This window comes from Microbacterium salsuginis, from assembly GCF_012524205.1.
Taxonomy (GTDB): Bacteria; Actinomycetota; Actinomycetes; order Actinomycetales; family Microbacteriaceae; genus Microbacterium; species Microbacterium salsuginis.
The window spans coordinates 296160-311745 of sequence record NZ_JABACI010000001.1; the positions used below are offsets into that span (position 1 = coordinate 296160).

Consider the following 15586-nt stretch of genomic DNA (forward strand, 5'->3'; position numbering starts at 1 on the left):
CGCGCTGCGGACAGTCAGAGTCTCCTTGTCGGGCTCGGGTTCGGCGGGCTCCTGCTTGCGCTGATGGGCGTCGTCCTTGGAGGGTTCGGCGGGGCATTCCGCATCTGCGACTGGTGGAGTGGGCAGGATGTGGCGCGCTCGGCGGCTGCGTCAACCGACCCAGATTCCGAGTCCGCCTGACGCGGCTAACCCGCGGCGCGAGCGCGAGGGCCCCACTCGCCTCGTTCGTCGTGCGCTAGTCCGCAGCCGCCCGCCGCGCATTGCCCGCATCGGGATCCGCGACCAATGCGCGATCTAAGGCAAGTAGGGAATGCCGGCTGAAGTCACTGTGAAGGAGTGACCGGTCGCCTCTCGTAGCGAGATCACTGAGGCTGTCCGACGCTTTTCGGAGGCGAGGGGTGGGCCCACTGTGACACTGACTACCGGGAGCGGCGCGCCGAGGTATGCCGTCCCATCGTCCATCTTGGTTCCCACAAGTCGAAGAAACGGAACGATGCCCCGCGCCGTCGCTCGGAAGTCAGGAGCCATACCTTCCGCGAGTTGAAGAGTGTATCTGACCTCCTGCTCGGCGCTGAAGGCCGGGTCTTTGAGCGTTGTCGCGAGTAGCGCAAGGTTAGTCATCGTGATGACGCTAGACAGCGACGTTCCCGCCTCGACTGTGCGCGCGACGACGCCATCTGGGCTGACCATCGCATCAAGGACTGCGCGAATGTGGGATGCCTGATCTGTCGGGTCGTACACGACCTCACGCCACCCGTGCACGAAAGGACGCCAATCTCCGGGACCCTCCGTCGGCATATTGAGTTCGGCCTGCTTCGGCACTAATGGCACGGCAACGTCAAAACCGATGGCGAATCCGCTCGTCACCCCGTAGTTCGCCCACTGGTTGAGCAGGCGATTCGACTTCGACGCACTCACGATGAACGGAGGATTTGCATGAAGGTCCTCCTCGAGCGAGCTCATCGCACTCGCGAGCGCCATGTGGGCTCCTACGTGCCCTTGCCCCATCCACTCGGCGAAGACAGATCTGATGCGGTCAATCGAGTAGTCGAGCTCACCCGCGTCGTTCATCATGAGCGAGGAGGAAGCCCAGACTTCCCCATCGCGCACGATACTGAGAGCCGCGGCGGCGTCCGTGTAGTGCCAGGCAGTTCCGCTGTAGACCCTGTGATCGGGAAACGGCGCCCATTCGCCGTTGACCTTGAGGTGGACGATCGTTCGCGCCGGTGCGGTTCGGATCGATTCATCTGTCACGCGCAAGATCTTACGGTCACAGACACTCGACGCTTCCTCGTCGAACTATCGAGCTAGGCCGCTGGTAGCGGTGCGGTCTGCGTGCAACCCCCGTAGAGGGATCGGAAGCGAACGCTCGCCGCCCCGCGCGACCTGCCGCTGGGGCCGTTGCGCGATACGGATCCGATCTACTCAGTCAGCGCTGATCAAGCGATGAAGTCCGCGAGCCAGCCGCGGAGAGGGTTCGGCAGGACATCAAGTCGTGCATCGAGAAGCACCCACTGCGCGGCATCTTTCCCGGCCTCGCGGAAGCCACTCAGGGTGGCCTGCATGCGGTGGGCGGGCGTGCGATCGATGAGCAGTTCGACGAGGCGACGGCGATACGACCATTGGTCGTTCGAACTCCCCACGTGGGCGAGTGTCGCCACGACGCGGTGGCGCACCTGTGGGGTGTCGATCGCTCGATCAGCGTTGAGCATGCCCTGCAGCAGCCCATCCAGCTTCCTAAACTCGGCCTCGTCGTATATCGCCTCGGCCGCGGTGTCGATCGCGAGCAGCGCCTGGTCCGGGTTGGTGTCAAACGCGAACTTCCAGGCGGTCTGAGACGCGGCCCGGAGCAGTTCTTGGATGTGTTTCCGGTCGTACTCGTCGTGCGGGTCGAGGTTGTTGATTAGCCCCGCGATTTCTACGCCCTTGGCGGCTAAGCGATGCCTGGGGGTCTTGAGAATGTCCTCGACGCGGTCGGCAACGGTGCCCGTCACCGGCGGCGCAGTGGCGACCACCCGGACCGCGTCGACGAGATCCCTGACTGTCGCGTACCTGTGTTGGGGGTGAGTCCGCGTCGCCTGGCCGATCACCGCGGCGAACGGCCCGGCTGAGTTCGGCAGGTGCTCCGGCCACACGCCCTCGCTCAAGAACTGAACCAGCTTCCCGAGCGAGTAGATGTCCGACCGAGTGATCGCGTTCTTCAGTGCGGCGCGCTGCTCCGGCGCTACGTAACCTACGTGGCCAAGCCCGGCGACGTCGGTCGAAGTGAGATAGCTAGTGGGGATGAGCGACGAAACCGATAACCCGAGATCGGACAGCATCCACTCGGAGCCCGACCGCAAGATGTTGTTCGACGAGATGTCTCGGTGAAGCGCGCCATTCGCATGAAGGAACTCGACTGCGGAGGCAACTGGCACCAGAACTGAGAGCACCCCCGCGGGATCGAATCCGCCCTTCGGCACCGCGCTCGTCAAAGTGCCGCCATCCGCGAAGGGCATCACAAACCACAGCGTTCCCCCATCGTCACCGTGATCCAGCAGCGGCATCAGGTTCGGATGCGGCAGTTTGACTCCGAACTTGATCTCGCGCTTGAAGCGGGAAACGGCGCCTGGGTCCGAGAGACGCTCCAGGCGCAAGATCTTGAGCGCGAGTGTCGTCGCGCCCGCGCCAGCCGCGGTGTCACGTGCCTTGTAGACCTCCCCGAATCCGCCGGAATCAATCTCATCAAGAACTTCGTAGCGGCCGCCGATCAACAAAGGCACATGGCAGAGCGTAGTCGATCGCTCGGGCGATTCGTCGGGATGATCGCTCTAGAGCGACCGGGGGCGCGCGAAGCGTGATCAATAGTGATTCGCAGGCCACTCGTAGTCGCGATCCCATCCCTTGCACGAGATGATGCAGCTTTCGTGCGGCGCACGGATATGGATCGCGCCGTGCCTGAAGGCTGCTTGGACGGGAGGCAGCACCGCCCGTCGCGCCGCCATCAGGCGTCGACGCCGAAGGCGCGTAACAGGCCGGCGCGCGGAATCATGCGGCGTGGGCCGAGCTGGACCGTGGGGATGGTCCCGCTCTCGATGCCGAGCTTGATCGTGCGGTAGTCGACGCCGACGAGCTTGGCGGCATCCTTCATCGTCAGTGCGAGTGAGTTCGCGGACTTGTTCATTGCCTTCTCCTTCCCGTGAGCAATGCGTGACATCGCTTGCGCACACCGTACTCCCTCTGTGAGCAAAGCGCGACATCAATTGCTCATCACGCCCGCATCGTGGGACACTCGCCGTTGTGAGCGAGCTCTTCCTCGAAGCGATCGACCCCGAACGGATCCATGTCGGAGACGGCGTCCACATGCCGTCAAGATGGGACGCCGTCGCGACCGGCGAGCCCGACAACCTGGGTGCGATCCGTGTGGGCGTGGTCTACGACCAGCAGTTGCGACGGTCGGTCGCCGCATCCGTCCGTGTGGATCGACTGGGCGAGGGCGAGGAAGTCACCGCCGCCTTGCTGCGTGACGTGAGTGTGCTGCAGATCGTCCAGCGCTCTGCGCTCCGCGTGGTCACGGTACAGCGGGACGAGGGAGAGCCAGCGTTCCTCACCAAGTACCTCGCCGACGTGCAAGCTCAAGCATCCGATCGCGAGTACGGCGAGACCGTCCTCGAGGCGGTGAGGCTGTACCGGATCGCGACCACGGTGAACATCGCGCCCCTCAAGCTCGTTGCGGACCAGCTCGGCGTGAGCGTCAGCACGGCCACGCGGATGATGGCGCGGGCTCGCGAAGCCGGTCTCGCGGAGGATCTCATCACCCGCGAGACGTACAACCGGATGCGCGCCGACGAAGAGCAGCACACGCGCCCGCACCAGCTCCCGGGCTCTCCGTCCGGCCCCTCGCTAGGGCGCTGACGTCAACGAACCGCATCTACCTGCATCTGTGCACATTGCCAAACAAGGCGTGCTCATGCGTGCAAATCGCGCAAAATCGCCTCCTTTGCGGCATGGTCAGTACGATCTTGCCCGCATTCGTTTCTGGCATGGGTCGGAAAGCCGCTCCAGGACTGGTAACTCTTGCCCGCATTTTGGCCGCATTCCATTCGCTGCTGGCTGTTTTCGGACGCCGCTGGATGTCGCCGCGACCTCAAAAACTCGCGTAATTCCGCGGAAGTTGTCGGTCGACGTCGTTATGCAAAATGCTCAAAACGTGTTCGAGTCCCCCCAGGGGCATCTTCCGTCTACTCAACCTTTGCCGGTCACATCGCCACCGACTACTGCGTCGCGAACATGCCCGGAACTGTCCCCGCCATCCGGTTGGCGTGGGAGCACGCCTAGCCGGTCGCCGGATCAAGGGTGAGGTAGTCAAGCATCAGTTTGTAGCCTGAAGCGCTGGCGTTTTTGCCCGTGGTCGTCAACCGGAACAGGTAGCTCCCTGGTGCGGTGAACGTATAGGAGCCCAGATTGAAGTCCTTCTGGTTGCCAGTGGTGTTCCAGTACAGATCCTGAGGGGCTCCCGCGATCGTTCCATCGATGGAGAGCTGATAGATCCCGCTGTTGCTGCCCTTGAGCACTCGGGCGTTCACGTCGTACGTGCCTGGTTGCGTCACGTCGAGGCTGAACTCGACGTAGTCTCCGACAGCGTTGTGGTTCAGGCCCAGCTTCTGACCTCCACTGGCTGTGGCGTCATTGTAGGTCGTGACCGAATCCGTCCGGAAGTGAATGGGCAGCGTCTCGGCCTCATACGGATTCGCAATCGCTATCGGAGCGGGGTTCGGTTCCGGCGCACCACTCAGGTCGAACTTCACCTTGATCGCCTTGCCCCGTGCGTCTTTCACGTCCACCTTGAAGACGACGTTCGGATGGTATTGGATGACGGTGACTTCAGGATCCTTGGAGATGAGCCCGGTCGCACTCTTGTCGATCGTCAGATACATTGTGCCGACGTTCTTCTGGGTCGGGTCGGATACCGAAATCTCCAGGTCGTCGGCGGTCTCCTTCGTCATGACCGACGCCTTGCTGTCGGATGTGACCAGACCGGCTGTGGTCGGTCCGTCGGTCCAGAAGTTGATCCCGGTGATGTTCAGATTGTTCTCCTTCACCGCCTGCACCGATTCGGAGTTCTCCAGAATGGTGATGCCTGGCGTCGCGGCGTAGGCGCCCACCTGTGAGCTCGTCTTGTTGGGAAGCAGGACATAGGCATAGGACAGATCCGTCGGGTTCGTCCCGTGGTCGACCAGCATGGTCATGAAGTTCCGCGTGTGTGGGGTCGAATCACCCCAGGACGAGGACGAGTTCAGCTGCTTCCAGTTCCCCGTCCGCGACTCACGCAGACCCTTGACGGTGGCTCCTCCGGGAAAGTAGTAGCCGATATCCGAACCCGGCACGCTGCCTGCGAGGTGCACGTGGTCGGTGCCTGTCAGTGTTTCCGACCAGCCGAGAGCGGTCGGTTGGGCGACGCCGTTCACTGTGAGTGCGTTGTCGCCCGTGCCGTTGAGCTTCCTGTTCTCCACGATCGTCTCCGTGACGATGCCATCCGTGCTGCTGATTCCGGCGCCGAGAGCGACGACTTCGTCATCGAACATGAACCAGGACTTCTTGGCTTCCAGGCTCCTTCCGACCGGGTGCAGTTCCATGCCGGTGACGCCGTATTGCCCCAGGATCTCCGCGCCGCCGACCCACGTCTTGTCGTTGCGGCTGTTCGCGGTCTGGGTCGTGTTCTGTAGCACGGTGGTGCCCGGCAGCCGGTAGCTGTCCACTGTGGGCCAGAAATTGTCGTTGAACTGGCTTAGATCGTTGTTGTAGAGGTACGTCATGCCGTCGCCGGTGTGCCAGCCCTTGTTGTTCTCCGCGTTGATCGCCTCGTAGTTGGCGATACGGCTGGAGAACATGCTGATCCCGAACCCGAACCCGGGCCGGAGATGAACGGCACGATCCATGCCGGGGAACTGCCGATGAGTGGTGAGCTCGTTCCGCGCCGTGATGGATGCATCGGTCAGGATCTCGTTCGCCGCGATGATCATGTCGACCGGGACGTCTTTCATGAAGGTCTTGTCCGTATCGATTTGCAGCCAGTATTTGATCATGCTCCTGAACGCGTGGGCGTCTGCGGACGGAGCGACCTCGGACAACCTGATGATGGAGACCATCACATCGACGGCCACGGAGAGGTCCTGTGCGCCGTGGCGGCTCGTCTCCCTCCCCCGGACCATATCCATCAGGTTTCCCTTATAGATGAAGGGTTCGAAGGAGTCGTATACCCACTGGATCACGTGGGCTTCGGCGGGGTCGGTCACTTCCCACGTAGAGCCGTGGAGGAAGTACAGGAGACTCGAGATCCCTTCCATCAGCGCGACGCCGTAGCCTCCGTTGTACGCGTAGTAGTTGTGCTGCACGAAGGACCCGTCGGCGTAGAAACCGTCGCCTGCGATGACGTAGGGGAACAACGCGCTCAGTCCGTCCCGTCCCGCGGCGACTCGGGCAGAGTCGTTGTTGTTGATCCCCGAGATCGCGATGACCTGGCTCTCCCACAATCTGTTGGCCCCACTCATCGTCACGCTCGGCTGGACGTACGCGATGGCGGCCATGTAGTGGGAGATCTGGGTCGGCGTCAACTCCTCGTACATCAATGCGACGATGTCGTTCAAGGCGAGCGGGGCGCCGATCTGCCAATGCCACCAGTTCTGGTACATGGTGACGCCATCGAAGAACCGATTGGTGTCCATCCAGTCGAGAGCGCTGACGATGTCCGCCTTGAGCTGGATGTCACCTTGCAAGTCGGAGCCATGCGTGACATAGGCGAGCGCCATGTCCCTGAGGTGGTCGTATGTTCGCGTCATGCTGGCAGAGTCGTTGCCGAAGGGAGAATCATCCCAGAGGCGTGTTCTTCCTGGGTCCTTGTGCATGGTCTCCCAGCGGCCTTGTGCGATGTCGGTGATCTCTGCGATCCGCCCGGCGATGTCGGGGTCGGCCAGGCTGTACGCCGTTCCCCCGGTCAGCATGACCTTGTACTTCTCCCTCAGCTCGTCGAACTCATCGGCTACGGTGACTACTCCCCGCACGTTGCTGTCCTTGGGATCAGAAGACACGCTGGCCCCTGCTTCGAACGGCGTGAAAATCAGCGCGGTCGCGGTCATCACAAGAGCGACCGCTGAGCTCGTCGATCTCTTCATCGAGCTTCTGAACATCATTGTCCTTACCTTGCTGGTGGGTGGGGTTCATGGCGAAGAGGTGAGCCGATACCGCAGAGTGACGATCTGGAACGGCCGAGTGTCGAGGCGCACCCGACCCGGTACCCCGTCGAGCGGTGGGGCGTCCGGGAGGGGGCGCTCAAGGAGATCGACGAGCTGCACCTGATCAACTGCGGCATCGGTGCCGACCACCGTCGAGCGTCGTCCCCCGCTTGATTCATACAGGCGCACGATCAGGTCGCCGGTGCGGTCTTCGGCCAGCTTGACGGTCTCGATCCGCACGGCCGCGTCGCTGGACCACACCAATGGCGCGACCTCTCGGCCGCCGACGACCTCGCGGAGGGCGCGGTCCAAACGGTGACCTTCCGCGGCTGCGTCAGCGATGGAGGCACCGGGTCGAAGCGCGAATCGAAGTGTATGCCGACCCTGATCCGACTCCGGGTCGGGGAACGTGGGAGCTCGCAGCACCGACAGTCCCACGATTGTCGTGGTTCCCCCGTCGGAACGGGTGTCGCGGGTGACGGAGTGCCCGAAGGTCGAATCGTTCGCGATCGCCACTCCATAGCCTTCTTCGGCGACGCGTATCCAGCGATGAGCGACGAACTCGAACCGCGCCTCATCCCAGGACGTGTTGGCGTGGGTCGGGCGGTCAAGGTGTCCGAATTGGATCTCGGAGGTGGAACGGTCCGCGTGCACGTCAAGGGGGAAGACGAGCTTGAGCAGCTTGTGCCGTTCCCGCCACTCCACGTCGAGCGTGATGTCGACGGCATCGCGCCCCGGCCCGAGCGCGATCATCTGCACGATGACGGAGGCGCCGATGCGACGCGTCGCCTCCACGACCGCGACGCCGTCGCGGACGGAAGCCGAGATCTCCTCAGCCGAGGTGAGGTCGACCGCCGTGTTGCGATAGTGCCGATCGATGTCCCAGGCATCCCACTTGTCCGGCACATCGCGGTGGAGTCGCAGCAGAGCGCCGCGTTCGCCCTGTGCGATGGCGTCGCGACCGGACGTGTCGCGTACCGACCGCAGAAGCCCGTCGGCGTCGACCACCACGCGAACCCGCCCGTTGTCCAGCACCCATCCCTCGGTGCCGTCGTCGCCGAGATCCGCGGATCGAACCGTCGCCGGCGCTACCGGAGACGACGCTGCCGCCGCGATTGCTCCCGCTTCGACTCCTTCCATCGCGAGAGGCGCCGAGTTCGCGAGGAAGCGTCGGTCCCCCGTGCCCGAAACCACGAGGATTGCGTCCCCCACCATGTTCTCCAGCTCGGCGGCCAGCCGTTCGTGATCGGCCTCCGCCTCGCGATGCACCCACGCGATGGAGCTCCCGGGAAGGATGTCGTGGAATTGCAGCAGCAGCGTACGCTGCCAGATCCGCTGCAGTGCGTCGTAGGGGTACGGGTGGCCGGCCATGACCGCCGCGGTCGCCGACCAGAGTTCGGCCTCGCGCAGGAGCCGCTCCACCCGGCGATTCCCTTGTTTCGTGCGCAGCTGGCTCGTCAGCGTTCCACGATGCAGTTCGAGATACATCTCGCCGGACCAGACGGGCAGCTCGTCGCGCTCGGAACGCGCACGCTCGTAGAACTCGCGCGGCGTCCCGAGCCGTACCCGCGGCGATCCTTCGAGATCGGCCTGGCGCTGCGCGGCTGCCACCATCTCCCGCGTCGGCCCTCCGCCACCGTCGCCCCAGCCGAACGGAGCGAGAGAGACGGTACCGGCTCCGTGATCGCGGTAGGTGCGCTGCGCGTGCGCCAGCTCCGCCGGCGAGAGTTCGGCGTTGTAGGTCTCGATCGGCGGGAAATGGGTGAACACCCGTGTGCCGTCGATGCCCTCCCACCAGAAGGTGTGGTGAGGCATCGCGTTCGTCTGGTTCCACGAGATCTTCTGCGTCATGAACCAGTCCGAGCCGGAGAGACGGATGATCTGCGGGAGCGATGCGGTGTAGCCGAACGTGTCCGGGAGCCACACCTCGGTCGTCTCGACCCCGAACTCGTCCAGGAAGAACCGCTTTCCGTAGACCAGCTGGCGCACGGTCGATTCGCCGCCGGGCATGTTCGTGTCCGGCTCGACCCATTGACCGCCGACAAGCACGAACTGACCACTCGCAACCTTTTCGCGAATGCGGCCGAAGAGTTCGGGGTAACTCTCTTTGACCCAGGCGAGCTGCTGCGCAGAGGAGCAGGCGAAGCGAAACTCGGGATACTCGTCCATCAGGGCGATCACGTTCGAGAACGTGCGGGCGCACTTGCGCACCGTCTCTCGCACCGGCCAGAGCCACGCGGAGTCGATGTGCGCGTGGCCGGTTGCGATCAGCGTGTGCGCGCTCGCCGTCGATCTGACCGCGAGTGCCGGGGCGAGGGCAGCCCGGGCTGCGGAGACCGTCGCGCCGACCGCGTCCGGATCGGCGACGTCGAGCATCCGATCCAGAGCTGCCCACAGCTGTGCCGTTCGCGGATGATCGGCGGGCAGTTCCTCGGCGAGGCCGCGACCGATGCCGATGTCCTGCAGCAACTCCCATGCCTCCCGGTCGGTGAGCGCGAGTTCCAGGCGGCGGAGGCGATAGAGGGGTTCGTGGCCGGCCGTCGCTTTGTCGCCGAGTTCGGTTGTGCGCCAGTGGGACTCCGGCGGGATGCCGGGGTTGGCTGCGAGTTCGAGGTAGACATCCACGTCTCCCCCGGCGGCGACGGGAAGGTGGGCGTTGCGCGGCGAGATCGCTTTGATGACCGTGCCGTCCGGTCGGAACGCCAGAGCCTCGGCCTGGAAGCCAGGTGCGAGCCCGTCGAAGCCGAGATCGACTGAGATCTCGGCGCGGTAGCGGGAGTCGAGCGTCCAGTCGCGGGGCACGGAGCCTCGCGCGCGCAGCCAGTGCGTGCTCCACGGGACTCCCCACCGCGTGCCGACGGCGAACGGCTCGAACGACTGCCGCTGGGCTTCGCCGAACGGAACGGGTTCCCCCGGCACCGCCCAAGCGGATATCTCGAGTGGTGCGGTGCGCATGTGCACCGCGGGACGAAGACTCTCGTCGATGAAGCGGGTGAGTCTGTCGCGAACCCGCTGGAAGTCGGAATGCAAGGCGTCTCCTGGTCAGTGCGCGATCGCGGCCGCAGCTCGGGTCGCTGACGTCGCGGGAACCGGGAAGGGGACCGAGAATCCGACGGGGAACAGCGGGTGGGCTGTGTCGTTCGGGACGTCCTCTCGCGAGTCGCGCACCGCATCCATCGACCGAGGGATCTCGAACGGCAGTATGCCCCTGGGGACGACGTCTCCCGTGAGGGCGGCGGCCAGTGCCGCGTCGCTCGTTCCGAACGTCGCGAGCAGTACCGAGCACAAGGGCACGAGCGGAGTGAGAATCGCCGGGCGATCCAGGGTCACATCGAGCACGACGGGAACGCTCGCCGCGATCCGTGAGAGGCGGGCAATCAATCCGGGCCGGAATTCAAGAGATCCTTGGCGGAAGCGCGACTCGAACAGCAGATCGTCCCGCGGATCGAACGGCGCCGCGATGCGCAGCACGGCCAGATCCGCTTCCTCCGGAGTGTCGACGACGACACCCAGCGCGCTGGCTTCGCCCCGGCGCATGCCTTCGACGTACACACGGCGATCCGCGGAGGGCGCGAGCGGGAGGAGCGGGCTGCCGCCCCGTCCGGCGTTGCGTAGCACCACGACGGCGTCCGCCTGGGCGCGGAATCCGGCCGATCGGAACTCGTCGCAACCGACCACGTCCTCGGCAGCATCCTCGTCGACGAATGGGTCGTCGAACAGGCCGAGCCGGAACTTCAGCTCGAGCAGCCGCCGGGCAGACTCGTCGATGCGAGACTCGCTCACGCGACCAGAACGCACCAGCTCGACGAGCAGGTCGACGCACTCCTCGCCTCCGAACTGATCGCAGCCCGCGTCGAGCACGGTGAGGATGCGCTCCGCCGGCGTCAAATGCTCGACGCCCCATGCCTTGGCCGGAAGCACCTGCCCCTGCGCGACGTTGTCGTTCACGAGCTCCCAGTCGGTGACGACGATTCCGTCGAATCCGAGTTCATCGCGGAGGAGCCCGTTGACGATCTGCCGGTTGTATCCGAATCCGACCGCCTCGATCGGCTCGCCGTTGCGCTCCAGCCCGACCGGCATGCCGTAATACGGCATCATCCCCGCCGTGCCCGCCTCGATCGCCGTGCGGAACGGGCCGAGATGCACATCGAATGCCCCGCCGGGGTACACCTGCTCACGCCCGTAGGGGAAGTGCGCGTCCTCGCCGTCCTGCTGGGGCCCTCCGCCGGGAAAGTGCTTCGTGACGCAGGCTACCGATCCAGCGCCGATGGCGGCGCCCTGGAAGCCCTCGATATAGGCGGCGACAGCGCGCGCTGTGCGTTCGGGGTCGGAACCGAACGTGTGCAGTTGACGTCCCCAGCGCGGCTCAGACGCCAGGTCGACCTGCGGGTGCAGCGCCATCCGGATGCCGACCGCGAGGTACTCGCGACGTGCGATGTCTGCGAACGCGCGGATGTCGTCCTCCCCGAGCGTCGCCAACCCGATCGGCTCGGGCCATTGCGAGAACGAGCCGGCAGCGAACGACATCCCTTCGTTCTCGAAGAATCCGTGTCGAGGGTCGGTGCTGATGGTGACCGGAATGCCGTGCGGTGTCTCGGCCGCGAGTCGCTGAAGGGCGTTCGCCCATCGTGCAGCGTCACGAGCACGTCCGAGGGCATGCACGTTGAAGTGGTTCATCCGTTTGCCCAGCACGACGGTGCTCGTGGGCGATTTGCTCAATGCGCCCGGAGTCTCGAGCAGCGTGCCGTCCGGTCCGGCCTCGATCACCGTGTGGAACATCAGGCCGGCCTTCTCTTCGAGACTCAATCGCGGGAGCAGGTCAGCGGTGCGCTCGGCAGGCGTCAGGCGCGGATCTTCATACGGGTCGAGTCGGCCATTGCCGTTCAGGTCGCGCCAGGCGAAGTCTGCTGCGGGTTGTGCGGGCACGCGGGAGTCCTTGTCGTGTGGGGTGATACGAGCCGGCACCGGCTCAGCCTTTGAGGCCGGTGAAGCCGATGCCACTGACGATGGAGCGCTGGAAGATGAGGAAGATCAGGATCGGCGGGATGCTCGCGATGAGCATGCCGGCAATGAGATAGGCGGGATCCGTCGCCTGCGCGAGGCGCGGCAGCGCGACGGAGAGCGGCTGCGTCGTCGGGTCGGTGAGCACGATGAGCGGCCATAGGAACTCCTTCCACGCGGCCATGATCGACAGCAGGGAGACGACCGCGAGTATGGGCTTCGACATCGGAAGCACGATGCGCCAGAAGATCGAGAACCAGCCGGCGCCGTCGAGTTGCGCCGCTTCGAAGAGGTCGCGCGGAATCTCTTCGAAGAACTGCTTGACCAGCAGGATCGTGAAGGCACTGGCGCCGGCAGGGAGCCACACCGCCCACGGCGTGTCGACCAGCCGGATGCCGAGGAGCGGAAGATCGAGGACCGTCAGGTAGAGGGCGATCAGGGTGACGGTGCCGGGCACGAAGAGAGTCACCAGGAAGGCGCCGTAGACGAACCGGCCGTACCAGGGCCGGATCACCGCAAGGGCGAACCCGGCGGTCACCGATACGAGGAGCTGCACGACCCACGATCCGCCCACCAGCACGACGGTGTTCATCAGATAGTGACCGATGTCGAGAAGATCCCATGCCGTCGGGATGTTCTCCCAGCGGGCCGGCTCCGGGATGAGGCTGAGCGGGCGCTGAACGAGATCGGTCGTGCTCGAGATCGCCGCACGCACCATCCAGACGATGGGGATCGCACCGAAGCCGATGAGACCGACGAAGAGGACGATGTGCATCGCGCGCCAGCCGACGAAGATGCGCGGCCTCCGCCAGTCGAACGGCGAGAGGATGGTGCGCTCGCGGGGCGCGGACGAGTTGCGGACGGCGGTCGGGCGCAGGGCGGGGCCGGTCATCGGGTGCTCCAGGATCGAGTGAGCCGCAAGTACACCGCCGAGACCACGACGAGAACGACGGCGAGCAAGAGGCTCAGCGCCGTGGCGACGCCATAGTTTCCGAAGAGGAAGGCATAGCGGTAGATCATGAGGAGGATCGTGACGGTGGCATTGGCCGGCCCGCCATCGGTCATGACGTACGGCTCGGTGAAGACCTGGATGGCTCCGATGATCTGCAACAGAAGGAGCACCAGGATGACGCCGCGCATCTGCGGGAGTGTGATGTGGCGCACCCGCTGCCAGACGGAGGCGCCGTCGAGCTCAGCCGCTTCGTAGAGTTCGGTGCTGACCCCGATCAATGCGGCGAGGTAGATGAGGATGGCGGTGCCGGCACCCGACCACGTCGCGACGATCACGAGACTCGGCATCGCGAGGTCGGCCGACTGCAGCCAGGGGAACGGGCCCAGACCGACGAGACCGAGGAGCGCGTTCACCACGCCGGACTCCCCCGGGTTGAAGAACACCTTCCACAGGAGGACCGCGACGACGGGGGGCACGACGACCGGCAGGTACGCCAAGATCCGGGCGAGAGTTCCGCCGCGGCGCAGTTCCGACATGAGCACAGCGCACAGCAGCGGGATCGGGAGTCCGATCGCGAGTGACAGGAGCGTGAACCACAGGGTGTTGAGCGCCGCTCGTCCGAGCAGGGGGTCGGCGAAGAGGATCTCGAAATTACGGAGACCGACCCACTCGGCCGGTTCGACGAGGTTGGTCTGCTGGAATGCGAGCATGAAGCTCTGAGCGACCGGCCACCAAGCGAAGTAGCCGAAGATCAGCAGCGATGGCAGCAGGAACAGCAGGCCGGCGAGTGCCGTGCTGCGTCCTCTCCGGGTGCGCCGAGGCGGCGACGCCGCCTGCGCGGCCCGGCCTTGTGAGGCCGAACCGCGCAGGCGTTCTGGTGCGATCGTCATGAGGCGTGCTGGGCGAGGATCGTGTTGACCCGGCTCTCGGCATCGGCGAGAAGAGCGTCGATGTCGGCGTTCGGATCCGTGAGGATCGCCTGCACGAGCGGATCCAGTGCCGCGTAGATCTCCTGCGAGGCGACCTCCGGCTCCGGCACGTACTCGAAGGCGCCGAGCGACTCGACATAGGGCGCGAAGTTCTCGACCGGCACGTTGACGTACTCCGCGATCGCGTCGCGATAGGCCTCGTACGCTTCATCGCTGAAGATCGGGGCGACGGGAACCCCGACCGGCAGTCCGTCTGCGGCGGATGCCTTCGCGGTCTCGGCCGCGACCTCCACGTCGTAATTCGGACGAAGCGCCCGCCAATCGATCCACTTCACGGCCGCGGCCTTTTCGGCTTCGGTCGCCTGAGCGTTCACCATGAGCACGGTGGCGCCGGCGAGAGTTGCGTCTGCGCCGCCCTGAGGCATCGGACCAGCACCGAAGGCATCGGGGTCGCCGCCGGCCGCGATGTAGTTCGGGTAGACGTCCGGCGGAGCCGAGACCCACATACCGACGTTGCCCGCAGTGAACTCGGCGACGAGGTCCTCCTGCTTGCCGAGCACGTTGTCGCCGAGCGAATCGTCCTCCCAGCGCATGTCCTTCCACAGCTCGAGCACCTCGCGCGCGGAGTCGTCGTTGAAAGCGGCCACCCAGGTCCCGTCGGCTTCCTGCTCGATGATGCGCCCGCCGTAGGTGTAGTCGTACCCGGTGAGGTGCCAGCCGCCGCTGTTGTTGGTCGTGATCTCGCCGAAACCGGTCTTACCGGTCGCATCGCTGATCTGCTTGGCGTACTCACGCACCTCTTCCCAGGTCTGCGGCGGAGCATCGGGGTCGAGCCCAGCCTGCTCGAAGAGGTCGCGGTTGTAGACGAGTCCGAACGCGTAACTCTTCTCGGGAATGCCGTACACAGCACCATCGCGCTCAAGGAACTGCATGACGCGTTCGTTCAGGTCGTCGAAGCTGTCGAGCTGGCTCGCGACATCCGAGATATCGGCGACCTGCCCGCGCTCGATCAGCGCCGGCGGCTCGGTGAGCGGGACGCGCAGGAGCGTCGGCGCGCTGCCTCCCGCAAGACGGGTCGCGAAGGTCTTCGCGTCCCATGGCACGTCCGTGGCCTCGATCGTGATGTTGGGGTTGGCTTCTTCGAACGCCTCGACCTGGCGCTCGAAGAGCTCGACGGCGGCAGTATTCGTCGCTGCGGGCTTGCCCATGATCGTGATGGTGACTTCCTCGGCCTCATCGGACCCCTCGACATCGCCGCCCGGCGTGCTGCAGGCGGCTGTGCCCGCGATCAGGGTGCCCATGACGAGTCCCGCAAGGGCGCGTCGGGTGCGCTGGTGCATGAATTCCTCCGTTCGGACGCGCCGCGGTGTGCGGTCGCGATATCCGCCCGACGAGGGCGGAGACCGGAGTCCGGCCACACCGCGTCGTGCGTCTTGCCCAGTATGCAGATCTTTCAAACAAGAAACAAGATTTAGAATCAAATTCTTACACGG

10 protein-coding genes are annotated in these 15586 nt (G+C 64.9%); 1 reads left to right on the plus strand and 9 read right to left on the minus strand.

From position 1 onward, the window contains the following. Nucleotides 1-294 precede the first annotated feature (294 nt). The 3 genes from HF576_RS01355 to HF576_RS01365 form a co-directional block, all read right to left on the minus strand. A complete protein-coding gene (locus HF576_RS01355; RefSeq protein WP_168910990.1) occupies nucleotides 295-1254 on the minus strand; it encodes a DUF2971 domain-containing protein in 960 nt (319 codons plus the stop codon). Between the two features lie 185 nt (nucleotides 1255-1439). Beyond that, complete coding sequence (locus HF576_RS01360) at nucleotides 1440-2762, minus strand: protein kinase domain-containing protein (RefSeq protein ID WP_168910991.1); 1323 nt, start codon at nucleotides 2760-2762, stop codon at nucleotides 1440-1442. Between the two features lie 221 nt (nucleotides 2763-2983). Continuing rightward, complete coding sequence (locus HF576_RS01365) at nucleotides 2984-3163, minus strand: helix-turn-helix domain-containing protein (RefSeq protein WP_240948611.1); 180 nt, start codon at nucleotides 3161-3163, stop codon at nucleotides 2984-2986. 116 nt (nucleotides 3164-3279) lie between these two features. On the opposite strand from HF576_RS01365, the gene HF576_RS01370 reads away from it, so the two are divergent. Next, nucleotides 3280-3894 carry a helix-turn-helix domain-containing protein gene (locus HF576_RS01370; protein WP_168910992.1) on the plus strand — a complete coding sequence of 205 codons (615 nt, stop codon included), beginning with the start codon at nucleotides 3280-3282 and terminating at the stop codon, nucleotides 3892-3894. Between the two features lie 419 nt (nucleotides 3895-4313). On the opposite strand, the gene HF576_RS01375 is transcribed toward HF576_RS01370, so the two are convergent. From HF576_RS01375 to HF576_RS01400, 6 genes are all read right to left on the minus strand, one after another. Beyond that, entirely contained in the window at nucleotides 4314-7115 is a 2802-nt protein-coding gene (locus HF576_RS01375; protein WP_168910993.1) for a polysaccharide lyase family 8 super-sandwich domain-containing protein, read from the minus strand. A gap of 81 nt (nucleotides 7116-7196) precedes the next feature. Next, nucleotides 7197-10241 (minus strand): alpha-mannosidase, encoded by a 3045-nt coding sequence (locus tag HF576_RS01380; protein ID WP_425522965.1) that lies wholly within the window; start codon nucleotides 10239-10241, stop codon nucleotides 7197-7199. Nucleotides 10242-10253: 12 nt separating this feature from the next. Beyond that, entirely contained in the window at nucleotides 10254-12137 is a 1884-nt protein-coding gene (locus HF576_RS01385) for a glycoside hydrolase family 3 protein (protein WP_168910994.1), read from the minus strand. Nucleotides 12138-12180: 43 nt separating this feature from the next. Further along, the gene (locus HF576_RS01390) at nucleotides 12181-13104 is read right to left on the minus strand and encodes a carbohydrate ABC transporter permease (protein ID WP_168910995.1); all 924 of its coding nucleotides are present in this window, start codon (nucleotides 13102-13104) and stop codon (nucleotides 12181-12183) included. After that, nucleotides 13101-14054 (minus strand): carbohydrate ABC transporter permease, encoded by a 954-nt coding sequence (locus HF576_RS01395; protein ID WP_168910996.1) that lies wholly within the window; start codon nucleotides 14052-14054, stop codon nucleotides 13101-13103. Before HF576_RS01395 ends, HF576_RS01390 begins: the two co-directional genes overlap by 4 nt. Next, nucleotides 14051-15433: an ABC transporter substrate-binding protein gene (locus HF576_RS01400; protein ID WP_168910997.1), complete on the minus strand. Its 1383-nt coding sequence runs from the start codon at nucleotides 15431-15433 to the stop codon at nucleotides 14051-14053. Before HF576_RS01400 ends, HF576_RS01395 begins: the two co-directional genes overlap by 4 nt. Between the last annotated feature and the right edge of the window lie 153 nt (nucleotides 15434-15586).